The 24,782-nt window shown below is 67.2% G+C and carries 23 protein-coding genes and 1 pseudogene; 15 read left to right on the top strand and 9 right to left on the bottom strand.

All coding sequences use genetic code 11. The features are described from left to right. Positions 1 to 13: 13 nt before the first annotated feature. Genes AC5Y3P_RS04005 through AC5Y3P_RS03990 form a run of 4 tightly spaced genes read left to right on the top strand, consistent with a single transcriptional unit; the run spans position 14 to position 2,210 of the window. Complete coding sequence (locus tag AC5Y3P_RS04005) at positions 14 to 1,330, top strand: hypothetical protein (RefSeq protein ID WP_500044788.1); 1,317 nt, start codon at positions 14 to 16, stop codon at positions 1,328 to 1,330. Continuing rightward, positions 1,218 to 1,469: a DUF6893 family small protein gene (locus AC5Y3P_RS04000; protein WP_500044616.1), complete on the top strand. Its 252-nt coding sequence runs from the start codon at positions 1,218 to 1,220 to the stop codon at positions 1,467 to 1,469. Before AC5Y3P_RS04005 ends, AC5Y3P_RS04000 begins: the two co-directional genes overlap by 113 nt. A gap of 4 nt (positions 1,470 to 1,473) precedes the next feature. Continuing rightward, entirely contained in the window at positions 1,474 to 1,965 is a 492-nt protein-coding gene (locus AC5Y3P_RS03995) for a hydrogenase maturation protease (protein ID WP_500044615.1), read from the top strand. Continuing rightward, entirely contained in the window at positions 1,965 to 2,210 is a 246-nt protein-coding gene (locus AC5Y3P_RS03990; RefSeq protein ID WP_316510493.1) for a HypC/HybG/HupF family hydrogenase formation chaperone, read from the top strand. Before AC5Y3P_RS03995 ends, AC5Y3P_RS03990 begins: the two co-directional genes overlap by 1 nt. A 6-nt stretch (positions 2,211 to 2,216) precedes the next feature. Here the strand turns inward: AC5Y3P_RS03990 and AC5Y3P_RS03985 are convergent, their stop codons facing one another. The 5 genes and pseudogenes from AC5Y3P_RS03985 to AC5Y3P_RS03965 form a co-directional block, all read right to left on the bottom strand. Further along, on the bottom strand, positions 2,217 to 3,053 hold the full coding sequence (locus AC5Y3P_RS03985) for a class I SAM-dependent methyltransferase (RefSeq protein ID WP_500044614.1): 837 nt from the start codon (positions 3,051 to 3,053) through the stop codon (positions 2,217 to 2,219). A gap of 44 nt (positions 3,054 to 3,097) precedes the next feature. Further along, a complete protein-coding gene (gene tnpB / locus AC5Y3P_RS03980) occupies positions 3,098 to 4,558 on the bottom strand; it encodes an IS607 family element RNA-guided endonuclease TnpB (protein ID WP_500044613.1) in 1,461 nt (486 codons plus the stop codon). Then, positions 4,551 to 4,994: pseudogene (locus tag AC5Y3P_RS03975) on the bottom strand (IS607 family transposase). Before AC5Y3P_RS03975 ends, tnpB begins: the two are co-directional and overlap by 8 nt. 263 nt (positions 4,995 to 5,257) lie before the next feature. Beyond that, on the bottom strand, positions 5,258 to 6,988 hold the full coding sequence (locus AC5Y3P_RS03970) for a PE-PPE domain-containing protein (protein ID WP_500044612.1): 1,731 nt from the start codon (positions 6,986 to 6,988) through the stop codon (positions 5,258 to 5,260). Between the two features lie 76 nt (positions 6,989 to 7,064). Then, positions 7,065 to 7,532: a homocitrate synthase gene (locus AC5Y3P_RS03965; protein ID WP_500044611.1), complete on the bottom strand. Its 468-nt coding sequence runs from the start codon at positions 7,530 to 7,532 to the stop codon at positions 7,065 to 7,067. Between the two features lie 225 nt (positions 7,533 to 7,757). On the opposite strand from AC5Y3P_RS03965, the gene AC5Y3P_RS03960 reads away from it, so the two are divergent. Further along, positions 7,758 to 8,324 (top strand): exonuclease domain-containing protein, encoded by a 567-nt coding sequence (locus AC5Y3P_RS03960; protein ID WP_500044610.1) that lies wholly within the window; start codon positions 7,758 to 7,760, stop codon positions 8,322 to 8,324. A gap of 99 nt (positions 8,325 to 8,423) precedes the next feature. Here AC5Y3P_RS03960 and AC5Y3P_RS03955 read toward each other — a convergent pair whose 3' ends face one another. Beyond that, positions 8,424 to 9,449, bottom strand: a complete 1,026-nt coding sequence (locus AC5Y3P_RS03955) for a putative nucleotidyltransferase substrate binding domain-containing protein (protein WP_500044609.1) — start codon at positions 9,447 to 9,449, stop codon at positions 8,424 to 8,426. 126 nt (positions 9,450 to 9,575) lie between these two features. On the opposite strand from AC5Y3P_RS03955, the gene AC5Y3P_RS03950 reads away from it, so the two are divergent. The 4 genes from AC5Y3P_RS03950 (at position 9,576) to AC5Y3P_RS03935 (ending at position 14,628) form a co-directional block, all read left to right on the top strand. Continuing rightward, positions 9,576 to 11,108 (top strand): amino acid permease, encoded by a 1,533-nt coding sequence (locus AC5Y3P_RS03950; protein WP_500044608.1) that lies wholly within the window; start codon positions 9,576 to 9,578, stop codon positions 11,106 to 11,108. Between the two features lie 22 nt (positions 11,109 to 11,130). Then, a complete protein-coding gene (locus tag AC5Y3P_RS03945) occupies positions 11,131 to 11,979 on the top strand; it encodes a class I SAM-dependent methyltransferase (protein WP_500044607.1) in 849 nt (282 codons plus the stop codon). 178 nt (positions 11,980 to 12,157) lie between these two features. Then, positions 12,158 to 13,756, top strand: coding sequence for an FAD-binding protein (locus tag AC5Y3P_RS03940; protein ID WP_500044606.1), 1,599 nt, complete (start codon positions 12,158 to 12,160; stop codon positions 13,754 to 13,756). 11 nt (positions 13,757 to 13,767) lie between these two features. After that, on the top strand, positions 13,768 to 14,628 hold the full coding sequence (locus AC5Y3P_RS03935) for an alpha/beta fold hydrolase (RefSeq protein ID WP_500044605.1): 861 nt from the start codon (positions 13,768 to 13,770) through the stop codon (positions 14,626 to 14,628). Between the two features lie 19 nt (positions 14,629 to 14,647). On the opposite strand, the gene AC5Y3P_RS03930 is transcribed toward AC5Y3P_RS03935, so the two are convergent. Beyond that, positions 14,648 to 15,202 (bottom strand): TetR-like C-terminal domain-containing protein, encoded by a 555-nt coding sequence (locus tag AC5Y3P_RS03930; protein ID WP_500044604.1) that lies wholly within the window; start codon positions 15,200 to 15,202, stop codon positions 14,648 to 14,650. Positions 15,203 to 15,427: 225 nt separating this feature from the next. Here AC5Y3P_RS03930 and AC5Y3P_RS03925 point away from each other — a divergent pair, with 225 nt between their 5' ends. Beyond that, positions 15,428 to 16,330, top strand: a complete 903-nt coding sequence (locus AC5Y3P_RS03925) for an LLM class flavin-dependent oxidoreductase (RefSeq protein ID WP_500044603.1) — start codon at positions 15,428 to 15,430, stop codon at positions 16,328 to 16,330. A 43-nt stretch (positions 16,331 to 16,373) separates the two neighbouring features. Here AC5Y3P_RS03925 and AC5Y3P_RS03920 read toward each other — a convergent pair whose 3' ends face one another. Beyond that, positions 16,374 to 17,984, bottom strand: a complete 1,611-nt coding sequence (locus AC5Y3P_RS03920; protein ID WP_500044602.1) for a flavin-containing monooxygenase — start codon at positions 17,982 to 17,984, stop codon at positions 16,374 to 16,376. A gap of 129 nt (positions 17,985 to 18,113) precedes the next feature. On the opposite strand from AC5Y3P_RS03920, the gene AC5Y3P_RS03915 reads away from it, so the two are divergent. The 5 genes from AC5Y3P_RS03915 (at position 18,114) to lipP1 (ending at position 23,485) form a co-directional block, all read left to right on the top strand. Further along, positions 18,114 to 19,178 carry a 2Fe-2S iron-sulfur cluster-binding protein gene (locus AC5Y3P_RS03915; protein WP_500044601.1) on the top strand — a complete coding sequence of 355 codons (1,065 nt, stop codon included), beginning with the start codon at positions 18,114 to 18,116 and terminating at the stop codon, positions 19,176 to 19,178. A 71-nt stretch (positions 19,179 to 19,249) separates the two neighbouring features. Beyond that, positions 19,250 to 20,431 (top strand): acyl-CoA dehydrogenase family protein, encoded by a 1,182-nt coding sequence (locus AC5Y3P_RS03910; RefSeq protein ID WP_500044600.1) that lies wholly within the window; start codon positions 19,250 to 19,252, stop codon positions 20,429 to 20,431. 30 nt (positions 20,432 to 20,461) lie between these two features. Then, the gene (bphC, locus tag AC5Y3P_RS03905) at positions 20,462 to 21,364 is read left to right on the top strand and encodes a biphenyl-2,3-diol 1,2-dioxygenase (RefSeq protein WP_500044787.1); all 903 of its coding nucleotides are present in this window, start codon (positions 20,462 to 20,464) and stop codon (positions 21,362 to 21,364) included. Between the two features lie 295 nt (positions 21,365 to 21,659). Continuing rightward, a complete protein-coding gene (locus tag AC5Y3P_RS03900; protein ID WP_500044599.1) occupies positions 21,660 to 22,541 on the top strand; it encodes an IclR family transcriptional regulator in 882 nt (293 codons plus the stop codon). Next, positions 22,538 to 23,485 carry a LipP1 family hormone-sensitive lipase gene (gene lipP1 / locus AC5Y3P_RS03895; RefSeq protein WP_500044598.1) on the top strand — a complete coding sequence of 316 codons (948 nt, stop codon included), beginning with the start codon at positions 22,538 to 22,540 and terminating at the stop codon, positions 23,483 to 23,485. Before AC5Y3P_RS03900 ends, lipP1 begins: the two co-directional genes overlap by 4 nt. Here lipP1 and AC5Y3P_RS03890 read toward each other — a convergent pair. Next, on the bottom strand, positions 23,451 to 24,689 hold the full coding sequence (locus tag AC5Y3P_RS03890) for an NADH:flavin oxidoreductase (protein WP_500044597.1): 1,239 nt from the start codon (positions 24,687 to 24,689) through the stop codon (positions 23,451 to 23,453). The genes lipP1 and AC5Y3P_RS03890 overlap by 35 nt on opposite strands. Positions 24,690 to 24,782: the final 93 nt, after the last annotated feature.

The following is a 24,782-nucleotide window of genomic DNA, read 5'->3' as shown; positions in this document are numbered from 1 at the left end:
CGACAGCACCGTGATGGACCGGGCCCGCGCAGTAGCCGACGCGGTGCTCTACGAGGGCTATCTGCTCTATCCATACCGCGCCACGTCGAGCAAGAACCAGGCGCGTTGGCAGTTCGGTGTGCTCGGCCCGCCCGGCGCTGAGCGCGCGGGTCTCGGCGAGAACTCCTCGATGTCGGCGCAATTGCTCGTCCGCGACGCCACCGGGCTCCGACTGGTGGTGCGGTTCCTGCATCTGCAGCACCGCCGTGCCGAACGCGCACTGGAGTCGGGCGGATACCGACTGGTCGACGAACTCAGCACACCGACGGGTTCCTGGATGACCTGGGATGAAGCCGTCGAAACGGAGCTTCACTACGGCCCCTGGGATTTCAGTGATTCCCAACGTTGCTTTCCGGTCTCCGCGCCCGCGGCCACCGATATCGAGGAGCTGACCGGCGGCCGACTGGTGCGGGAGCGGCGCTGCGTCCACGGACTGCTGGACGTCACCGTCGAAGTCGCGGGAGCCGTCGACCGGGTCACCGTGACCGTCCACAACACCGGTGCCCCCGCAGTCGACCGCCACGACGCGATCGCCCGGTCGATGATCGGCACCCATGTCATCCTCGAAACCGTGTCGGGCGGCTTCGTGTCGCTACTCGACCCCTCCGCTGACGCCCTGGTGGCGGCGCGCGGCTGCGAGCGCCACCGCTGTTTCCCGGTGCTGGCCGGACCACCCGGCTGCGATGAGCTGGCGCTGATCTCACCGATCATCCTCTACGACCACCCCGAGATTGCCGAGGCGAGTCGAGGCGAACTCTTCGACGCAACGGAGATCGACGAGATCCTGACGCTGCGGGTGATGACGATGACCGACGAAGAGAAGAACCAAGCTCGGGCCACCGATCCACGTGCCGCTCGCATCATCGATCAGTGTGACGGCATGTCCGCCGAGGCGATGTTGGACCTGCACGGCATCTTGCGCAATCCGCACGCCGACCCACATTGTCGGCCGGCCGGACTGATCCCGGAGATACCCGACGGTGTGCAGTGGTGGGACCCGTTGGCCGACAACGCCGTTGCCCCGGAGACAGACGGCGTCCTGATCAGCGGCGTGCGGGTGGCACGCGGCAGCAGAGTCCGGCTGCGACCGGTCCGACGCGCGGATGCCCAGGACATGTTCGTCGCCGGAAAAACGGCCCGGGTCACCTCGGTGCACGAAGACGTCGACGGCGAGAAGCATGTCGGCGTGGTCGTCGAGGACGATCCGGGCGCGACCCTTCGTGAAAGTTACGGTCGCCACCTGTATTTCTCCCCCGACGAGATCGAACCCTTGCCGGAGACCGAACCCTAGATCCCGAAAGGAGCTTCTCATGGACGTAGTTGGGTGGACCGCCACCGCGGTGGTCGCATTGGTACTACTGGCGGCTGCGGCGGTCGGAGTGCGGTCGATTCCAGATATCCGGCGTTACCTGAAGATGCGACAGATGTAGATCGGTGGCGGTACGCATCCTCGTTGCCGGGATCGGCAACATCTTTCTCGGCGACGACGGCTTCGGCCCCGAGGTGATTCAACACGTCGTCGTCGACAATCCCGATGTGTGCGTCGTCGATTACGGTATCCGCGGCATGCACCTGGCCTACGACCTGCTGTACGGCTGCGGCATCCTGGTGCTCGTCGATGCGCTCCCGGACCGGGGTGCCCCCGGACAGGTGCGGGTCTTCGAGGTCGATCGCGAATCGCCTGAGACGGTGCCGATGCTGGACGCCCACGGGATGGATCCCGCCGCGGTGTTCGCCAGCCTCCGAGCACTCGGCGGCAGCCCGCCACGCACCATCGTGGTCGGCTGCCAGGTACAGGCCGTCGCCGAGGGGATCGGTCTGTCCGATCCGGTCCGCGGCGCGGTTCCCGGTGCGGTGCAGGCAGTCGAGACCACCGTGGCGTCGTTGCTGGTATCCGACGGCGCGCTGTCGGGGAGCGCGGACTGATGTGCCTTGGCATTCCCGGCCAGGTGGTTCGGCTACTCGACGGGTATTCCGGTCAGCTCGCACTCGTCGATGTCGCCGGTGAGCATCGCAAGGTGAACATCGGCATGCTGCCCGACCAATCGTTGGCCCCGGGTGACTGGGTCATCATCCACATGGGCTTCGTCATGGAGCGGACCGACGCCGCCGGTGCCGCCCAAGCGATGGCAGGACTGGAAATCATCGGACGCGGCGAAGCCCCGCCGTAACCGGAGTCAATAGGCCGCGGCGCGGCGCGCAACGACCACCAGGTACTCCCACTCCATCCCCGACTCCTCGGCCAGCGCGTAGTCGCCGAGTTCGGCCAGCGCCGCGTCCAACTCTGCCACCTGGTCGGGGTGATCCGCGATGCCGCGGTAGGCGACGATCGTCGGCCCGTAGTTGGCCTTGAAATTGTCACGGAACGCGGCGCCGTCGGCGAACCGGTCCACGGCCAGCGCGTGCCGCTCGGTGATCAGGTCGTCGACGTCGCCGTTGAGCAGGGCCACGACGTGGCCCTCACTGCCCCACAGCGGCGGCGGCGAGACGCCGGCCGGTGGCGCGGGCACGTACGGCCGCATCGCCGCGAACATCCGGCCGACGAATCCCTCCGGGGTCCAGCTGAGCACCGCGATGGTGCCTCCGGGCCTGCACACCCGGGCCAGTTCGGCGGCCGCCCGCTGGTGGTGCGGTGCGAACATCACCCCGATGCAGGACATCACAATGTCGAACTCACCGTCGGCGAACGGCAACGCCTCGGCGTTGGCGGCCTTCCAGGTCAGCTCCAAACCCTGTGCCGCCGCGCGCTGTTCGCCGCTCTCGAGCAGCTCCGGCACCAGGTCGGTGGCCGTGACGTCGGCGCCGGCCGCCGCAGCGGCGAGCGCCGCGTTGCCGGTGCCGGCGGCCACGTCGAGCACCCGCATGCCCGGTCCGATCCGGGCCGCGGAGACCAACGCCTGGCCCAGCGGCGCCACCACTTCGGCCGCGATGGTCGGGTAGTCCCCCAGCCCCCACAGCCGACGATGCTTGTCTTCCAGTTCGCGGTCCGGGACCGCGGATCTCGGTGCGTTCACACCACCGTTGCCTTTTGGTGAGCGATTGTGAGTGCGCTTGTTCATCAGGCAGCCTCGCCTTGCGGTGAGGCGGTACCCGTCTGATCCACCCGGTGGTGGTGCGGGGTTGACGCTTCATCGCCCACTGCCTCGCCCGCTGGCGCGGGTTCGGTCTCACGCATGGCTCCACGTCCTGCCACCGGGCCACTCCCGGCGAGACTCTGATCACCCAACTGTGTGGGTGCGCCGAGTCGGGCGAGGTTGATCGCAGCCCCCAGATCACGATCGATCCGATGGCCGCAGTCGTCACATTCGAAGACCCGATCGGCCAGGGTGAGGTTTGACTTTCGCCTCCCACAAACCGTGCACATCTTCGACGACGGGAAAACCCGGTCGGCCTCCATCAACCGGCTGCCATACCACCGCGTTTTGTAGCCCAGCAGGCGCCGCACCTCAGCCAGCGCGGCATCAGCCAGCGCCCGGTTGAGGCCCCGTTTGTAAGCCCCTCCCTTGGCGCGCATGCCTGCGGCGTTGAGTGTTTCGACCACCACGACGTCGTGCTGCTGGGCCAACGCGGTGGTCACCTTGTGCAGCACGTCACGGCGCACCGCGGCGGCATGAGCATGGGTACGCCCGATGCGGGCCTGAGTTTTTCGCCACCGCTTCGACGGTGCCTGCTTGGTCTTGGTGCCCGGATCGTAGGGGCCGTGCTGGCGGGCAGCGCGTCGCTGCAGCGCCCGCAACCGGCCCTGCGCGGCTGTCAGCGACTTCGGCGCGCCGATCCGGTCGACTTCCACACCGTCGGGGCTGGCCACCACGAGCAGGGCGTCGGCTTTGACCCCGACGTCGACCCCGACCACCGGATGCGTCGACCGGCCTGCGTGCGCCGGCCGCCCCTTGCCCGCGACGATGGTGTGCAACGAGCAGTGCCACCGTCCGACGCTGTCTTGGCGCACGGTGGCCGACAAGATCCGCGCCGTGCCGGCCTCGATCCGGCGGGCCAACTTACGGGTCGACTCGTGGGTCCGGACCGCGCCCAGTCGCGGCAGCGTGACATGGCGGCGATCAGACTCGATCCGGAGCGAACCGGTGGTGAACCGCACCGAACGCGGGGCGCGGGCCGACTTGAACCGCGGGAAACCGACCGCTCGGCCGGCCCGCTCACCTTTTCGGGATTTCGACCAGGCATCGAGACCGCGGGCCAGCCCGTCCAGGCCGGTGTTGTAGGCCTCCTTGGAGTTCTCCGCCCACCACGGCGCACACGAGTCCTTGCGCTGATTCCACACCTTGCGCAACGCCGGCAACGACCACCCCAACACCGGAGTCAGCTCGGCCCCGTCGATGCCGTAGCTGCACTCGGCAGCCCGCTGATCCATCACCGCTTTCACCAACGCCAACATGTGATTGTGCGCGAACCGCGCCGCACCAGCATGAGACGCCAACGCCCGCAACTGTGTTGGTGTCGGATCCAGTGCGTACCGGTAGGCCTGCGCCGTCCAACCCTCGGGTATCTCGAACCTAACCACCGGCAACAACCTCTACCTGTCTGGTGGCCGTCACCGCCCACGTCGCACGGTTGCGCGCCCCGCGGCGGCCATACAGGCGCGCGGACATCGAGGTCAGCACCTCGATCATGTCGCGCACCAAATAATCGGCGGTCTCGCCCTGACCGGTGACGACAACCTTGCGACCATGGGCAGACAACGCGGCTTCGAGATACTCAACCCCGAAGCGCGCGAGTCGGTCACGGTGTTCCACGACCACCACCGAAGCACACGAGTCCGACAATGCGTTGACACCCGCGCGTACACGACTGTGCCACCAGCCTCACCGTTGGCCGCGGCGTCGACCCAGATCGTCCCCGACTCCCACCGGTGAGCAGGCAGCGGCGTCCGATCCTCACGGAACCACCGATACGCCGTCTGCGGATGCACCACCCGCACGCGCCCACCCAGCCAACATCACACACTCAGCGAAACACACATTTGATCATGTTTGCTCACATATCACCCAACAGTTCGGTACCCCCTGCCTGGCCGGCTACTTGCGGATGGCGCACCCCGCGGCCACGTTGCGGCAATGCGACGAGCCTCTGCACTTCTCGCAGCCGCATCGGCAGCCGTCGTTGGAGAAGGGCCTGGGTCCTTCACGATCGCGATCTCGGCGTGTCATGACCAACTCCTTTGATTGGCTGGTCCTCAGATTAGTCCTCGACGCCGCGTTAGCTAACTCGCAGCCCGCTCATCCCGCTGGCGGCGGTCCGGACCAGAATCCGGGCCGCGCTGCGGGTTTCGGACGCGTTCGATGCTCTTGGCGATCCGGTCGGTGACCCCGGCCCGCACCGGTTTGGAGCCTGAACCGGTCTCGAGTTTGGGTGCGACGACGTCGTCGTCCTGAGTTGGCGACGACGCCTCCGGCTCGGTTCGGTTCGGCGGCACCGGTTTCGGGCGGGTGGGCCGCTCGACGCGATTCCCGAGGCTGCGCAGCCGCACACCGATCCGAGACTCGTTCCCGGTTCGCAGCCGCGCACTCCCCCGCGGCTCGTCGACGCCGTCGTTGGGCCGCGGACGTAGAACAGACTGACGCACCGAGCCGGTCTCGGACTCGACCTCGGGCTCGACCTCCGGCTCGGACTCGACCTCGGACTCGGCCTGAGCCTCCGGTGCGGCCTTCTGAACCGCGTCCGGCACACTGTCCGCGACCGGCACGACCGGCGAATTCCCGACGCGCGGCGCCGCCCGGTTCGGGTTCAGCACGTTTTCGATGAGGTCGCGGATGGTGTCCCAGGATCCCTCCTCGAGCAGTCCGCCGAGCACGTTCTCGATCACGTCCAGCGTCGCGTTTCCGGTGACCTCGTCGTCGGCCGACGGCGGTGGCTTCAGCCCCAACGCGATCTCGGCGCCGTCCTGCAGCGCGTCGCGCAACTTCGGTGCCGCCGCGGCCAGTTGCTCGGCCGACGGGGCAAGCCGCAGCGGGGTCGGCTCCCAGGCCGGGGTGACGCGGTCATAGCCGAGATCGATGAGCACCCGCAACGTCGGCTCCACCGAGTCCAGAATCCGGACCGGGACACCGAAGTCGTAGAGCGGTTGCAGCAGCGCCAGGTGCCTGGCCGCGACGGTGATGTAGCGGTACCCGGTGTTCGGATCCACCTGGTCGTAGATCACCGCCTCCGGATCATTCGGGTCGAGGCCGAAGTAGAAGCTGTGCTGATAGAAGAAGCCGATCACGCCGTTGGCGAAGGACAGCGGATTCAGATAGGCCGGCGCGTCGGAGACCAGGTCGTATTCCCAGCTGACGTCGGTCAGGTTGTAGGCCTTGTCTTCATCCGGGGCGTACTCCGGGTTCGGCGCCCCGGTATCCGGGTTGCTGCCGCCCACCGTGACGCCCAGGATCGGCACCGTCAGCGCGGGGAACCGGGCGAAGATCCCGCCGTTGGGCCGGTTCGGGCTGCCCATCACCAAAAAGCTCACCTGACTGGGGTCGAGCGCCGCGGGGTCACCGGCCGCGCGCTGGGCCTGCAGCACCCGCAACTCCTTGATCACCACGTCACCGCTGGAGGAATAGCCGACCACCATGACGTGGTCACCGGGGTTGTCGGCCAAGGTTTCTCGCAGCTGCGCGTCCAGGCTGGCGACCCCGTCGGCCTGCTGCCGATCGAAGTCCGAGCCGACCGCCCACACCGAGGCGTTCCAGACGGCGCGTTTGAACTCGTAGTCGTCGGCCGCGCAGTAGTTGCAGTTCGGGCTTTTCGGGTTCAGGTAGCCGGCGAGTTGATCGTCCATTCCCAGGGCGCTGGCGTTGCCGTTGCCACCCATCGCCAGAACGGTGTTGGCCAGCAGATTGGCCGGCAGGCTGGCCACCCGGTCGGCGGGCCCGCCGACCGGCATGGTCCACAGTTGCGCTGCCGAGACGACGGTCGCGACTGCCGTCACCGAGGCCGTCCACGCCGTCTTCACCTCGGCCTCCTCCCGACGGCCAACCTGGCGGTGCCCGTCGGCGCAGATGCTACTAAAACCGTCGCCGTGCTCCGACTCAGTGTGCGAGCAGCCGGTTCGCGCACGAGATCAGGGCGCGCAACGCCGATTCACCTGGGTCGGCCGACCAGCCGATTGCCCATTCGTCGTGGACACCGTCGGTGCCCTGGATGAACGTTGCGGTGTGTCCACCCGAGCTGAGCTGGTGAAATCGCAGCATCTCGACCGGCACGCCCTGCTCGTAGAGCATTGCGGTGAGCGCGGCCAGCGGACCCGAACCGGTGGCCGTCGCGGTGATGGTCTGCTCACCCAGACCCAGCGCGGCCTGGTAGGTGTGCGCGGTTCGGGCCCGCGCGGCGGCGCGCTGCCAGCTCTGCAACCGCACCGGGCCGTCGACCGAGCCGAAGCTGGCGGCGACGTCGTCCCAGCTCAGGTCGGCGGCCAGTTCGCGGACGCCGCGCGGCAGCGGCGCATCGAAGAAGTCGGCGAAGCGGTTCGCCAGCGTGGGGGTGGAATTGGTGATCATGTGCCGGTCTTCTCGGATCGAAGGAGATGACCGACGGGTAGTAGCGTCCGACCCACAGCGGGGGGTCGGTCAGATCAGACCCCGCTGCGGGTGCTGGCTACTACGAGAAGGTGTTGCACGTCGCCGACCATACCGGGCCGCGCGCGGTCGGCGCAAACACGTTTTCGCAGGTCCTTCCCGTACTCGGGTCCGGCGGCGGCGGTGGTGTACTAGCGTTGCGAGTCGATGTCGACGCCGCTGGCCTTCCTGGACACCGAAACCACGGGTTTGCACCCGGCGCGCCGGCCGTGGGAAATCGCGATCATCCGCCGCGACGGCGACGAGCAGACCCGGCTGCACCTGTGCATCGACGTCGATGACCTGGACCTCGCGGCCGCCGAACCAGCCGGGCTGACGATCAGCGGCTTCCACAAACGCCATCCGCAAGTGCGGGAACGCCCGGCGACCTTTCCCCGGGTGCATTCCGGCGAGCAGGCCGCGACGTTGGTCGACGAATGGACCGCCGATACCAGGATCGTCGGCGTGATTCCTCAGTTCGACACCGAATGTCTGGCGAATCCGTTTGCCCGGCATGGTCTTTCACCGAGGTGGCAACCGCATCCGGTGGACGTCGTCGACCTCGCCGTCGCCCGGGTGCGCGCGCTCGGCTTGGAACCCGAACGCGACTACGGTGATCTGTCCCGGCAGTGCGGGGTCCGACCACCCAGCGGGGCTGACCGGCACACCGCGCTCGGCGATGCCCGCTGGGCGATGCGCTGGTTCGACGCGTTGATGTCCGCCCACCTGCGTTGAGCACACCCACTTGCGTTGAGCGCACCCACCTGCGTTGAGTCAGAATCCAGGTAGCAAAAGTACGAGAGCAGCCGTACCCCAGCGCTAACTCAACGAGGGTCAGCGGAACGACTGCGTCGAGGCCAGGTAGGTCAGCTTGCGACTGATGCCGGCGACCTCGCGGGCCACGCTGCGCAGCATCGCGCGTTCCTGCGGAGCCACCTCGGACAGCGACAGCACGTCGCTGAACTCCTCACCCCGCAGCCACGGCCCCACCCGGTGCCGCCACCGGAAGCGCACCAGCCAGCTGGTGCAGTCCCGCAGACTCGAGGCGTCGTCGGCGTCGAGCACGTTGGCCGCGGCGGCCACGTCCAGGCGCTCCACCGTGGACAGTTCGGCCGAACCGGCCGACAGCGCAGCCCAGCGCGCGATCTTGACCACCGGGTCCACCGCGGCGCGTTTGACGTCGACGGTGTCGCCGACCGGGGTGAGCATCCGCAGTCGGGACGGGATGCTCGCGCGCAGCGACGTGGCGTCCTGCAGCATGGCGCGGCGCACCGGGTAGCTCTCCCCCGCTGCGTCAACCGCCAAGCGCCGCAACTCATCTGCGTCCAGGGTCCGGGCACCCGGTACCGCGAGCGTGTCGGCCACCAGGGCGGTCATCACCACGCCGCGGTCCTCCCGCGGTTCGCTGGTCCATGCCGCCACCCCGCGCGCCCACTCCGACAGCGTGCGGGAGAACCGGGCGCGGCTGCCCAAAACGCCGTTGCGGTCGCCGTGCACCCCGCAGCGTTCCAGGACCGCGTGCACCTCGGCGGCCCGGGTCAGCAGCGCGGCGCGCGCGGGTTCGTCGACGTCGTCGTCGAGCACCACCATGGTCTCCACGTCGGAGCCGGGTGCCACTTCGCCGCGCGCGGCGCTACCCGAGACGAACCAGGTCCACGGCTGGTCGGGGCCGACCGCGCGCACCGCGGCGGCCACGCTGTGCCGCAGCACCTCCGACCAGGCCGCGGCCAACGCGGCGGCCGGGGTGTGGGCCGCCAACTCGGCGGCCACGGCTTGGCGGGCCGCGCCGATGGCGTCATGCAGGGCGGATTCGTCGTGTGCGGCGTCGATGCTTCCCAAAGTGGCGGCAATGCCTCGCATGTCTTCGATTCTCACCCCTGGGACCGAGATTCACACCGAAGTAACACTCTCGACATGCTGTGTGACAGATCCCGGGATATTTTCTGTCACGCGATAGATAAACAAGCTCATCGGTAGGAGTAGTGCATGACCGGCACCATCAACCGGGCGATATCGTCCCCCGCGGACGCCGCCACCCTGGAAGAACTCGGTTACACCCAGGAGTTGCACCGCGGCATCGGCGGCTACGCGGCGTTCGCTGCCGGATTCTCCTTCGTGTCGATCCTGACCACGGTGTTCGCCTTCTTCCCGCTCGGCTTCGCACTCGGCGGGCCGGCCTTCTTCTTCACCTGGCCGATCGTGTTCCTGTGCCAGTTCTGCGTGTGTCTGGTATTCGCCGAGCTGGCCGGCAAGTTCCCGGTGGCCGGGGCCATCTACCAGTGGTCGCGCCGGTTGGCCGGTAACGCGGTGGGCTGGTTCGCCGGTTGGTTCATGCTGGTCGGCTACATCGTGTCGATCGCGGCCCTGGCCATCGCCATGCAGACCGTGCTGCCGCCGATCTGGAGCGGCTTCCAGCTGGTGGGCACCGACATCGATCCGCTCTCGGTGGACGGCGCCACCAACGGCATCATCTTGGGCAGCATCACGATCATCGTGTGCACCATCATCAGCGCGGCCGGGGTGCGGTTCATGGCCCGGATCACGATCACCGGTGTCACGCTCGAGATCATCGGTGTGCTGCTGATCGTCGGTGCGATGTTCCTGACCGCCGAGCGCACCCCCGCCCAGGCCGTACTGGACACCGGTGGGCATGGCACCGGGGTGAGTTATCTGCCCGCATTCCTGGCCTCGATGCTGATGGCTGCCTACGTGATGTACGGATTTGATTCGGCCGCAGAGCTTTCCGAAGAAACCCGGGATCCGCGCCGGACCGCTCCGAAGGCGATCGTCAACGCGCTGCTGGTGTCGTTCCTCGGCGGCGGCCTGATGATCCTGGCGGCGCTGATGTCGGCACCGGAGCTCGGCTCCGAGTTGGCGCACGGCGGCATGGCCTGGGTGATCGAATCCCAGCTGGACACCGCGTTGGGCAAGACGCTGCTGGCGCTGGTCGCGGTGGCGATGTTCTCGGCCACCCTGGCCATTCAGGCTTCGGCCTCGCGGGTGATGTTCTCGATGGCGCGCGACAACCGGTTGCCGTTCGGCAGCGTGCTGGCCAAGGTCAACAAGCGCACCGGCACCCCGGTGATCACCGGCACCGCGGTCAGCATGCTGGCCATCGCGGTGCTGCTGGTGAACCTGGGGCAGGCCAGTGTGTTCGCCGCGATCGCCTCGGTGTCGGTGGTGATCGTCTACCTGGCCTACCTGATGGTGACGGTACCGGCGTTGATCCACCGGCTGCGCGGGGCCAAGCTCTCGCACGGCAAGCCCGTGCTGGACCTGGGCCGGTGGGGTATCCCGGTCAATCTGATCGCCGTGGTGATGGGATCGCTGCTGGTGGTCAACATCGCCTGGCCCCGACAAGAGGTGTACAACCCGGCCGGCGACTCACTGTTCATGCAGTACTTCGCGGTGATCTTCGTGGTGCTCACCCTGGTCGCCGGTTACGCCGCCTATCGGGTGGTCAAGGACCGCGACGGTGCCCCCGTCCCGGTGGATGCGCTGGTGCGGCCGAAGAAGTAGCGGCCCACTAGCCTGGCCAGCGATGGATCATGCCGATGAGCTTGCCCGCAACCGAGCGAACTGGGATGAGCGTGCCGACCTGCACGCCCGCTCACAGATGTATGACCTGGACGGGTTCCTGGCCGACCGGTCGATGATCTCGTCGGTGGTGCGCAACGACGTGGCGGTGCTGGCACCGCATCTGCCGTCGTCCGGGGTGACCGGCCGCTCGCTGCTGCATCTGCAATGCCACATCGGGATCGACACGGTGTCGTGGGCGCGGCTGGGCGCGGTCGACGTCACCGGTTTGGATTTCTCGCCGAACTCGCTGGCACACGCCCAACGCATCTCGACGGCCGACGGCCGGGCCGTCACCTGGGTGGAAGGTGATGCCCGGTTCGCCTCGGCGGTGCTCGAGGACCGCTTCGACGTGATCGTCACCAGCGCCGGGACCATCGTCTGGCTGCCGGAATTGACCGCGTGGGCAGCGTCCATCCACGACCTGCTCACGCCCGGCGGTGTCTTCCTGATCCGCGACGACCACCCGATCTTGGGGGCTATGGCGTTCCAACCGTGGACGATCAGCGACGACTATCTCTGCGGCGGCGGCACCCGGACCTACCAGGACACCGGCAGCTACACCGAGAACACCGACGTGGCGATCCGCCAGAGCACCAATTACGAGTGGCGCCACGACCTCGGCGAAGTCGTCACCGCCCTGTTGGCAGCCGGCCTGCGCATCGAGGCCGTTCACGAACTGCCCTACATGGATTGGCCCGCATTCCCGGAGCTGCTCCCCGATCCGCGCGGTTGGGTTCTGCCGGAAGGTGTTCCGCGCATTCCGCTGAACTTCGCGATCGTGGCCAGGCGCGGCACGACTACGGATCTCTGAAGACCGAGGCAGCGCATGCCGGGATGAACTCGTCCTTCAACACCGCCCGGAAACGCGGCCCGGTGCTCTGGTTCCAGCCGGCCGTGGCCGAGGAAGTAGCGCGCACCGGCGCACGTTGTTTCACTCACCGAGACGACGGACCCGAACTGGGCCCGACCCGGACTACCGTCGCCGAACTATGCAGGATGAATACGACGTCATCGTGGTTGGATTCGGTGCCGCGGGCGCGGCGGCGGCCATCGAGGCCGCCGACCGCGGCGCACGGGTGCTGATCCTGGACCGCGGTTACGGCGGCGGAGCCACCGCGCTGTCCGGCGGCATCATCTACGCCGGCGCAGGCACCCCCGAACAGCACGCCGGCGGCTATCAGGACTCGGTCGAGAACATGCGGGCCTACCTACGCATGGAGGTCGGAGACGCCGTGTCGGACGAAACCCTGACCCGATTCTGCGAGCAGAGCCCGTCGCTGATCGAGTGGCTCAAGCAACAGGGCGTGCAGTTCCGGGGCGGTCCGGTGTCGTCGTACAAAACCTCCTACCCCACCGACGACTACTATCTCTACTACTCGGGTAACGAAAAGGCCCATCCGTATGCGCAACACGCGCAGCCCGCGCCGCGGGGTCATCGCGTCCTGGCCCCCGGCATGAGCTCAGGCCGAGTTCTGTTCGAGAACTTGCGGAATTCCGTGCAGGCCAGGGGCATTCATGTCATTCCATTGGCTCGGGTGCATGAACTGAGCACCGACGCCGACGGTCGAGTCAGCGGTGTCCGCTACCGCGTGCTGGATCCCAGGCACCCGAACGCCCGCAAACATGCGCTGTTGACCAAGGTGACCGGCAAGACCGGCACCTGGCTGCCGGACCTGGTCAAGGGCGGCGTCGCGCGTGCCGAGAAGCTCTGGTCGGAGGCCGCCGTCGAACGCTCCGCCTACGCCGACGCGGTGATCTTGGCCGCCGGCGGCTTCATCAACAACCGACAGTGGATGCAACAGTTCGCGCCCGGCTTCATGAAGATCTCGCCGTTGGGCACGCCGGGCGACGACGGCACCGGGATCGCGCTGGGCCTGGCCGCCGGCGGCCGGACCGACAAGATGGGCAACATCACCGGCTGGCGCTTTCTGGCCCCGCCCAGCGGGTTCTTGGAAGGCCTGACTGTGGGCCACAACGGCGCCCGCATCGCCAACGAAGATCTGTACGGCGCAACGCACGGCAACATCATGATGCGCAAGTTCGACGGCTGCGGCTTTGCCGTCTACGACGCACCGACCTGGCGCAAGATCAAGCGGCAGATCCGCGATCAAACACATGTGTTCCAACGCTTGCAGCTGCTGTACCTGCTCACCTTCGGGCACAAGAAAGCGGCCACGCTCGACGGGTTGGCCAAGAAGAACGGCATCGATCCGGCCGGATTGCAGCGCACCGTGGACGCCTACAATGCCGGAGTCCGCGCGGGCACCGGCGATCCCGCGCACAAGGAGCCGGAGCTGTGCCGCCCGCTGACCCAAGGTCCGTTCTATTCCATTGACATCTCGGCAGATTCGTCGATGTTCTACCCGATCCCGGGTTTGACGCTGGGCGGTCTGGTCGTCGATGAACAGACCAGCGAGGTCGTGCACCGCGACGGAGGCGTCATTGCCGGGTTGTACGCGGTGGGCCGCAACGCGGTCGGCGTCTGCTCGAACTCCTATGTCAGCGGCCTGTCGCTGTCCGATTGCATCTTCAGCGGCCGCCGAGCGGGCGCCCACGCTGCAGCCCACGTGGGCTCTGCACAGCACTGAGAAAGGACCGCATGCCGGCTCTCGACTACTCCGAAACGTTGCGCGAAATCCCCACCGACAGCGGAGTTTTGCGCTACCACGACGCCGGCGTCGGCCCTCCGCTGCTGATGCTGCATGGCTCCGGGCCCGGCGTCACCGGCTGGCGCAACTTCCGCGGAAATCTCGGGGTCTTCGCCGAGCACTTCCGTTGCCTGATCCTCGAATTCCCCGGCTACGGAGTCAGCGACGACTTCGGCGGGCACCCGGTGCTCGACGCCCAGACCGCGTTGGTGGCGTTCACCGAGGCACTCGAACTCGACCGCGCGCACATCATCGGCAACTCGATGGGCGGCGGGGTCGGCATCAACTTTGCGATCAACCATCCCGACCGGGTGGGCAAACTGGTGACCATCGGCGGGATCGGCACCAACCTCTTCAGTCCCGGCCCCAGCGAAGGCATCCGACTGCTGCAGGAGTTCACCGAGGACCCGACCCGGCAACGGCTGATCGACTGGCTGCATGCCATGGTGTACGACCCCGCCCTGGTGACCGAGGAACTCATCGAGGAGCGCTGGAAGTCGGCCACCGAACCGGCCACCCTGGACTCGGCTCGCCGACTGTACGGCAAGGCCGCCTATGCCGCGGTGATGGACATGATGCGCACCACCGACGTCCCGATGCCGTGGGCGGTCCTGCACAAGCTCGCTGCCCCCACCCTGTTGACCTGGGGCCGCGATGACCGGGTCAGCCCGCTGGACATGGGCTTGATCCCGATGCGCACGATTCCCGACGCCGAGTTCCACGTGTTTCCCAATTGCGGGCACTGGGTGATGATCGAAGCCAAGGCCGCGTTCGAGCAGACGGTGCTGGGCTTCTTGACTCGGGAACGCTGAGCAGCGTGCAGATCGGAAGTCAGGGGCCGGCACCTGGGCCATTCGCTGGCCCGGTGGCCCGGCACACCAACGTCACCAACGCGTCGATCTCCGCGGTGCTCAGTGCCCGGCCATCGAACAGCGATACCGACACCGCCGGCGCCAGCATCATGTGGAAGACCATCGCCGGATCGACCTCAGGGCTCACTTCGCCGCGAACGACGGCGCGCTCGAGCATGGTGAACCACTGCGGAACAGCAGTCCGAAACCAGCCCATCATGGTGTCCCGCAACGAGGGGTACCGTCCCGAGATCGTGGTGGCCATGATCGCCCGCTCGACGGGATCTGCTGCCAGCGAGGCGAGTTCGGTGATCAGGGCGCGCACATCGCTTTCCCAGGCGCCGGTGTCCGGGGCGTCCAGGCGGTTGCGAGCGTGGAAGGTCAAAGCGTCGTCGAGCAGCTCGACCGAGCTTGGCCACCAGCGGTAGATGGTGGCGCGGTTGACCCCCGATCGTTGCGCAACCTCTGCAATCGGAAGTTCGACGCGGCCCTCGATCAACAACTCCAAACAGCCACGCAGTACCGCTTCACGCACTCGCTCGCTGCGCCCTCCCGGCCGAAGCCGTTGCCGAGCCGTGGAATTCGGCGATCTGCCCGACGGTGACGCAGTCATGCTGCACCCGACCGCCGCCCGTGGTTCGGTGTCGCCCGCATCGGCACCCCCTGTTCTTAACGAGACAATCTGTCGCTATTATTACTCACGGCTGCGCCGCCGCGCACGCGGCCAACCCGAATGACACCGAAGCTAGGGGCGAGCAGCATGCAGATCACGATGGGCCTTCCGACGCTGTTTCCACGCGGACGCCAGACCGAACTGGCCTGGTACCGCAAGATCGACGAAGGGCCCTGGGATGGCCTCACCACCTACGATCGGCTGGTCTATCCGCACAGCTGGTCGGTCATCCCGCAACTCGCTGCCGCGGCGGCGGTCACCGAGCGGGTCCGGCTCTGGACCGACATCATCACGGTCCCGGTGCGCAATCCGGTGCTGTTCGCCAAGGACCTGGCCACCATCGACGTGCTGTCGGAGGGGCGGTTGACCCTCGGGGTCGGCATCGGCGCATGGGACGAGGACTACCTCGCCGTCGGCGCCGCACTCGACCGCAAGCGGCAGCGCATGGACGCGACGGTGGCCACCATGCGCCAGGTGTGGGCCCAGCAGCCGCCGGTCCCCGGACACCACCCGGTGGGGCCGGCACCGATGCAGGCCGACGGCATCCCGCTGGTCGCCGGCGTGGTCGGCCCCAAGGCGCTCGCCCGAGCGGCGCAGTGGGCCGCCGGGGTGAGCGACCCGGCGCATTCACTGCACTTCGACGCCGAAGCCCTGGCAGCCCAGCGCGAGCGGGTGGTCGAGGCCTGGCAGGCGGCCGGCCGGACGGAGCGGCCGCACTTCTCGGCCCCGGTCTGGTTCGCCCTCGGCCCCGACCCGGAGACCCAGCTCCGCGAGCATGTGCAGGAGTTCTGGGACCAAGACGTCGACGCGGTCGGCGGTGAGACCGACTACCTCACCACGCCGACTGCGGGCACGTTGAACTGCGGGCCCGCCGGGCTGCTGGCCGCCGTCGAAGGTGCGCGCGAAGCCGGCCTCGACGAGCTGCGCCTGATTCCTTCGACCGCCGACCTCGACGAAATCGACCGGGCCCGCGACGTTTTGGGCATCTGATCAGCCCTGCCGGGTCACCTTGCGGTGACCGATCGCCGGTTGGTCAGCCTACGAGAAGGTCGAATCCCCGGTAGCCGGCCTCGGCCACCTCCGAACAGATGTCGAGGTAGCTGGCGAAACCGCCGATGAACAACATGAATACCCGAGGCTTGCCGGGCACGTTGGCGCCCACATACCAAGAGTTCGCCTTCGGGAACAGCGTGGCATCGGCACGCCGGTTGCACTCGGCGATCCAGTCGTCCACCGCGTCCGGTGTGGCTTCGATCGCAGCGTAACCGTTGGCGCGCAGATGGCTGATCGCCTCGGCGATCCAGTTGATGTGGGCTTCGGCATGCAGCACCATGTTGGCCAGCACGGCCGGCGCCCCGGGCCCGGACACCAGGAACAAGTTGGGGAAGCCGTCGACGCCGAGGCCGAGGTAGGTGCGCGGCCCATCCTGCCAGTCGTCGAGCAGTCGGTGCCCGCCCCGTCCGACGATGTCGATCTTGGCCAAGGTGCCGGTCATGGCATCGAACCCGGTCGCCAACACCAGTGCATCCAGGTCATAGTGCTGCGCGGAGGTGGTGATGCCCGTCGCGTCGACCGCTTCGATCGGGGTCTTGCGCACACTGACCAGCTCCACATTTGGACGATTGAAGGTCTGGAAGTAGTTGGTGTCGGTGCAGATTCGCTTGGTTCCTATCGGATGATCATCGGGGATGAGCAGCTCGGCCAACTCCGGGTCGTCGATCACTGCCCGGATCTTCTGCTCGTAGAACTTGCGGGCCTCTTCGTTGGCCTCGATGTCGATCATCTGGTCGGAGAATGTCTTGGAGAACAGCACACCGCCTAGTTGCCAACGCTTTTCGAACGCTTCCCGGCGTTCCTCGGCGGTGGCCTCCATGGTCAGTTTGGGATGCGCCACGTGCGGCGATCCCCCGCCGCTGCGCCACGACTTGCGCCGACGCTCAGCGTAGGTGGCCTTGGCGTGCTCGACCTCCTCGGCCGACAGCGGTCGGTTGCCGGCCGGCACGCTGAAATTGGGGGTGCGCTGGAAGACGTAGAGCTGGGCTGCCTGCTCGGCAATGATCGGGATCGACTGAATCCCCGAGGATCCGGTACCGATCACGGCGACCCGCTTGCCGGTGAAATCCACCTCCTGGTGTGGCCAGTGCGCGGTGTGGTAGACCTCGCCGGCGAAGCTGTCCAAACCCGGAATGTCCGGGGTCAACGGCGCGGACAACGGGCCGGTGGCCATTACCACGAAGCGGGCCGTGACCTGCTCACCGGTGTCCGTGCTGATGGTCCACCGCAAGGTGTCCTCATCGAGCACCGCAGAGACGACCTTGGTGTCGAAGGTGATGCCTGCCCGCAGGTCCAATTTGTCGGCGACCCAGTTGATGTAGTCCAGGATTTCGCGCTGGGTGGCGTACTTCTCGGTCCAAGTCCACTGCTGCTGCAGCTCATCGGAGAATGAGTAACAGTAGTCCAGGCTCTCGACGTCGCACCGGGCTCCCGGGTACCGGTTGAAGTACCAGGTACCACCCACCTCCGGGGCGGCTTCGAACACCCGTACCGACAGGCCCTGCCCGCGGAACTTGTGCAGCGCGTACAGGCCGGCGAATCCGGCACCCACCACAACGACATCGACATGGCTCTTGGTCGCGGTACTCACGTCCGGTACGTTATGCCGCCGAGCCAGCCCGCCACGGCGACACTTCCCGGTCAACGGGCACCGCGTTATTCGTCCCGGCCACTGGTGACCGCGCATCCCGGTAGCCGGTCGCCACCGCAGAATGCCGATATGACCGACGCCGAATCCAGCGGCCGATCCGCGCCCGCCACACGCGCGGTGCCGCTGACCGTGACCGCCGTCATCGACGAAAGCCCCGACGCCAAGTCACTGGTCTTCGCGGTACCCGACGAACATCGACCACGGTTCGACTATCGGCCTGGCCAATTCCTGACACTGCGGATACCCAGCGAGCAGACCGGGTCGGTGGCACGCTGCTATTCACTGGCCAGCTCCCCGCACACCGGCGAGGACCCCAAGGTCACGGTCAAACGCACCGACGCCGGATACGGGTCGAACTGGTTGTGCGACAACACTTCCGTCGGTGACACCATCGACGTGCTGCCACCTTCGGGTGTCTTCAGCCCGGCCGACCTCGATGCCGACTTCCTGCTGTGGGCGGCCGGCAGCGGCATCACGCCGGTGATGTCGATCCTCAAGTCGGTGCTCGTCGGCGGCCACGGGCGCGTGGTGCTGTGCTACGCCAACCGAGACGAGCGATCCGTCATCTTCGCCGCCGAACTGCGCGAACTGGCGGCCCGCTACACCGGCCGACTCACCGTCTTGCACTGGCTGGAATCAGTTCAGGGCCTTCCCACCCGCGCCCAGTTGGGCGGGTTCGCCCAGATGTTCACCGGGTACGAATCGTTCATCTGCGGCCCCGCGCCGTTCATGGCGGTGGTCAAGGAAGCGCTCACCGAGGCCGGGGTTCCGCGCAAGCAGATCCACTCCGAGGTCTTCACCTCGCTGACCTCGGATCCGTTCGTCGCCCAACCTGCTTCCGGCCGAGACGGCGACGACGGCGGCGCCTCGGCCGCGCAGGTCCATCTGGACGGAGAAGTGCACGACCTGCGTTGGCCCAAGTCGCGCAACCTGGTTGAGGTGATGTTGGCAGCCGGTATCGAGGTCCCCTACTCGTGCCGGGAGGGCAATTGCGGTTCCTGTGCGGCCACCGTGATCGACGGCGAGGTGGAGCTGGGCAACGCCGCCATCCTCGAACCGGAGGACATCGCCGAGGGCCTGTTCTTGGCCTGCCAGGCACGGCCGCGTACCGATGCGGTGAAGGTCGAGTTCTGAGTTCGCCAATCCAGTCCGCTCAACGGGACGGAGCATCCAGCTGGGCACCCACACCGTTCACCATCATTGACATGACAACACGGGTTATCGACAGTGTCGCCGAGCTCGCCGAACAGCTCCGCAACCAGGCCGAGGAAGCCGAGAAGATCGGCAAGCTGACCGACGACACGGTCAAGACCATGAAGCAGATCGGCAGTATCCGGTTGCTGCAGCCAAAGCAGCACGGCGGCTTCGAAGTTCACCCCCGCGAGTTCGCCGAGACGGTGATGGCCACGGCGGCCCTGGATCCGTCGGCCGGCTGGATCAACGGGGTGGTCGGGGTGCACCCGTACCAACTGGCCTACGCAGACCCCCGGGTGGGCGCCGAGATCTGGGCCGACGACGTCGACACCTGGGTGGCTTCGCCGTACGCACCGCAGGGTGTGGCCGTGCCCACCGACGGCGGCTACATCTTCAACGGCCGCTGGCAGTTCAGCTCCGGCACCGATCACTGCGACTGGATCATTCTGGGCGCCATGGTCGGCGACGCCGACGGCACCCCGCTGATGCCACCGCAGATGCTGCACATGATCTTGCCGCGCAAGGACTACGAGATCATCGAGGACTCCTGGGACGTCGTCGGGCTGCGCGGCACCGGCTCCAAGGACATCGTCATCAAGGATGCGTTCGTACCTACCTACCGCACCATGGACGGCATGAAGGTGATGGACGGCACCGCACAGCGCGAAGCCGGGATGACCGAGACGCTGTACCTGATGCCGTGGTCGACGATGTTCCCACTCGGAATCAGCTCGGCGACAATCGGCATCGCCGAGGGCGCACTGGCCGCTGCCCTCGATTACCAACGGCAACGGGTGAACTCCAGCGGCGTGGCGATCAAGGACGATCCCTACGTCATGTATGCCATCGGTGAGGCCGCAGCCGACATCAACGCGGCTCGCCAGGAACTGCTGGCCAATGCCGACCGCATCTTCGACATCGTGGACGCCGGCAAGGAGGTCAGCTTCGAGGACCGCGCCGCAGGCCGGCGCACCCAGGTGCGGGCGGTGTGGCGCGCGGTCTCGGCGGTTGACGAGATCTTTGCCCGCTGCGGCGGCAACGCCGCCCGGATGGACAAACCGCTGCAACGGTACTGGCGCGATGTGCACGTCGGGCAGGCGCATGCAATTCACGTCCCGGGCACCGTCTATCACGCTTCGGCGTTGAGTTCACTCGGTGTGGATCCGCAGGGTCCGCTGCGGGCGATGATCTGAGCGGGGGGCAAACCGGTGACGAACACTCCCCTGGTCAGCAGTCTGGGCTATGTAACGGTGCAGGCCAGTGACATCGGCCAGTGGCGCCACTTCGCATTCGGTGTGCTGGGTTTCGCTCAGGGCAGCGGACCCGATCCGGATGCGCTGTACCTGCGGATGGACGAGCGCACTGCCCGCATCATCGTGGTCCCCGGTGACGTCGACAAGATCGTCACGGTGGGCTGGGAAGTACGCGACCGCGCGGCCCTGGACCGGGTCAAAGCGGCACTGCAAGCCGCCGGCGTCGAGTACCAGGAACTGTCTCTGGCCGACGCCGACGCGCGCCGCGTCGAAGAAGTCATCGCCTTCGAAGACCCGGCCGGCACGGCCATCGAGGTGTTCCACGGCCCGGTGCTCGATCACAGTCCGGTCGTCACGCCGTTCGGCGCGACGTTCGTGACCGGCTCGCAGGGCTTGGGCCACGTGGTGTTGCCGGCGCTCGACGTCAACGGACTGTTCGACTTCTACACCAAGGTGCTCGGTTTCCGGTCCCGAGGCGCGTTCCGGGTGCCGGTGCCGCCGGAGTTCGGTCCGGTACGGGTGCGCTTCCTCGGCGTCAACGAGCGCCATCACAGCTTGGCGCTGTGCCCGGCCGGCACCCTGCGCGATCCGGGCTTGATCCACCTGATGGTCGAAGTAGACACCCTCGATGCGGTCGGTCAGGCGCTCGACCGGGTGGCCAAGGACGGCTTCCAACTGTCCTCCACCCTGGGGCGGCACACCAACGACAAAATGGTGTCGTTCTATGTGCGCGCACCTGGCGACTGGGACATCGAGTTCGGTACCGCGGGCCTGCAGGTCGACGAAAACCATTACACCGCCGAGGAAATCACCGCCGACAGCTACTGGGGTCACCAGTGGGTGGACGACCTTCCCGCCGCCATGCGCCCCTGATCCGGAACGGAATAAGGTACGGCTGGGCCAGGCACTGAGTCCGCCCACACAATCTGCGATGTCAGCGGATCGGCAGCCAACCCCGAGCTGGCAACCGAGCCGGTTGGACCCCGATGGGTCCGGCCGGCTCCTAGTGCTGCGCTGACGATCCCGCGGCAAATCCCCTGCACCGCGATAGCTCACCTGTGCTCCGGCACGCGTTCAGCCAATTGTGTGACAGCAGGCACATATGTGTGATAGAAATATGCGCGTTAGTAATATGCCTAATAGGCACATAGGGCTGTTCGGAGGAACCATGACCGCGACCATCACCACGCCGGCGGCTGTCGCCAAGAAGATGACGCCGGAAACGCCGAGTGCCGTCATCGACCGGGTGTCCCTGGTCCTCGATGCCTTCGAGGGACCCGGGCGTTTGACCTTGGCTCAGATCGTGCGGCGGACCGGGCTGCCCCGTTCTTCGGCGCACCGGATGCTGGAGCGTCTGGTCCAGTTGCGCTGGTTGCGCCGCCACGGCCGGGACTACGAACTCGGAATGCGGTTGGTCGAGCTGGGATCGTTGGCCGTGCACCAGGATCGGTTGCACAAGGCCGCCATCCCCACCTTGCACGAACTGCACGCAGCGACCGGACTCGTCGTGCACCTGGCGGTCCTGCAGGGCTCGGACGTGGTGTACATGGAGAAGGTCGGCAATCGGCTGGCCGCCGCGGTCCCGACCCGAGTCGGCGGACGCGCACCCGCGCACTGTACGGCCGTCGGTAAGGCCATGCTGGCGTTCGCCGAGGAGAGCGAGATCGAGTTGTGGGAGGCCGATCTGCTGCCCCGAAAGACCAAGTACTCCATCTCCACCCATGCTCAGCTACGCAGCGAGTTGTTGAAGGTCCGCTCGCACGGGCACGCCTTCGACCGTGAGGAGTCCCTGCCCGGCTTCGGCTGTGTCGCCGTGCCGATCGGCGACCCCGGCGAAGCCGTCGCCGCGGTCTCGGTCTGCGGCCCGATGAACCGGATGCTGTTCGACCAGCGGATGGTCGCACCGCTGCGGATGGCCGCGATGGCCATCTGGCGCGCCGTGGAGGACGGTCCGGTCCGAGTGGCACCCACGCTGCAGCAGATGCGGCCGTTGCGCGGCGGACCGATCGCGCACACCGCGGCCCGCAGCGCGAGCCTGCAACTGGCATGAGCCTGGACCCGCAGATCGCCGCGATCATCGAGACGTTGGACGCGGGCTTCCCGCCCGTGCACACCATGACCGGCGAGCAGGCCAGAGCGATCATCGCCTCCCGATTCACGCCGTCGACCGACCCGGAACCGGTCGCTGCCGTTTACGACGACGTCGTCGCCGGCCCCAACGGGCCGGTCCCGATCCGGGTCTACCGACCCGACGCCGCCGCCCAGCACCCAGTCCCGACGCTGGTCTACGCGCACGGCGGCGGATGGGTGTTCTGCGATCTGGACAGCCACGACGGCCTGTGCCGTGACTTCGCCAATCAACTTGGTGCCGTGGTGGTTTCGGTGCACTACCGGCGGGCACCCGAGGAGGGCCGCTGGCCCGCAGCAGCCGAAGACGTGTATGCGGTGACCGATTGGGCCGCCGAGCACATCGATGAGTTCGGCGCCGACCCGAATGCCTTACTGGTGGGTGGCGACAGTGCCGGCGGCAACCTGGCGGCGGTGACCGCGTTGATGGCGCGCGATCGCGGCGGCCCACCGCTGGCCGGGCAGCTGCTGCTGTACCCGATGATCGCTGCCGACTTCGCCACCGACTCGTACCACCGGTTCGGCCGCGGCTACTACAACCCGCGCCCGGCACTGCAGTGGTACTGGGACCAATACGTGCCAGCGACCTCGGATCGGACCCATCCGTACGCTTCACCCCTGCACGCCGCGGACCTCGCCGGGCTGCCGCCGGCCGTGCTGGTGGTGGCCGGCCACGACCCGTTGCGTGACGAGGGCCTGGCCTACGCCGCGGCCTTGCGCAGCGCCGGGGTCCCGGTGATCGAGCGTTACTTCGAAGGTGGTGTGCACGGTTTCATGACGATGCCGGCCTTCGACATCTGCCGGCGCGCTCGGGCCGAGGCCTGCACCGAGCTCAGGGAATTGCTGGAGCGCTCTCCGCGGCCGTAATGACCGGTGCGGCTTGGCCGTAGCGCTGCTCGGGGTCAAGCACACAGTGGGTGCGGCCGAAGACTGTCACCATGCACTTGTTGTTGTGGTTGCAGCGGCTCTGCACGGTGCCGTCGGCCATCATCTTGTTCACCAAGTCCGGTTCCCGCAGCAACGCGCGCCCCATCGCCAGAAAATCGAATCCCTCGGCCAAGCCGGTCTCCAGGTGCGCACGGTTGGTGATACCGCCCAGCAGAATGAGTTTGGTGTTGCGCATCACCGGGACGAACTGGCGCGCCGCGGGCAGCATGTAGAGGTCTTGGTACGGGTAGCTACCCATCACCCGCTTGCCCATGATCCGCACCCCGGGCCGCAGTGCCGACGGCATCACCTTGGCGAACTCGCGCACCGGAACATCACCGCGGAACAGGAACATCGGCTTGTACACCGAGGAGCCCTGGGTCAGTTCCAGCGCATCCAGAGTGGCGTCGGCATCCAATAGTTGTGCCGTGCGCAGCGCCTCGTCGATCCAGATGCTGCCGGGCAGGCCGTCGTCCATGTCCAGCTTGGCGATCACCGCGATCCGGCGACCCACCACGTCGCGGACGCGCTGCGCGATCTCCCGTACCAACCGCGAGCGGTTGTCGATGTCGCCGCCGTACTCGTCCTTGCGCCGGTTGATCAGCGGGCTCAGGAACGAGCTCGGCAGGTACAGGTGGCCGAAATGCAGCTCCACCGCATCGAATCCGGCGTCGACCGCGACCTGTGCCGCGGCCCCGAACTGATCGATCACGGCGTAGATCTCGTCGCGACGGATTTCCCGGCAGTAGGCGAACGAGGTGGGGTTGACGAATCGGCTGGGAGCCACCGCTGTGACACCCGTCAGGGCCTTCGGTGCTACCACGCCGGCGTGGCCGAGCTGAGCCGAGATGGCCGCGCCGGCGTCGTGGACGACGTCGGTCAGGCGGCGCAAGCCGGGCAGCGCTTTGGTATCCATCACGATCTGTCCCGGTGCACTGGCGCCTTCCCGGGACACACAGCAGTAGGCCACCGTGGTCATGCCGACTCCCCCGACGGCGAACCGCCGGTGGAAGTCGATCAGGTCATCGGTGACCAAACCCTCCGGGGATCGGCCTTCCGAGGTGGCGGCTTTGACCACCCGGTTACGCAGCTGCACCGGACCGAGTTGCACCGGCTCGAAGGGATCTGGGCTGAGATCGCTCATCAGCCAACCGTTTACCTGTCGGCGCCGTTGGTCAACGGTGCCTTCCCGGTGGTCGGGATCAGCACTGCCCATCCGGTGCACGGATTCCTACTG

This window comes from Mycobacterium sp. NGS45 (genome assembly GCF_059812645.1).
Note: the sequence above shows the minus strand (reverse complement) of the source record. Positions and strands in the feature narration are given on the sequence as shown.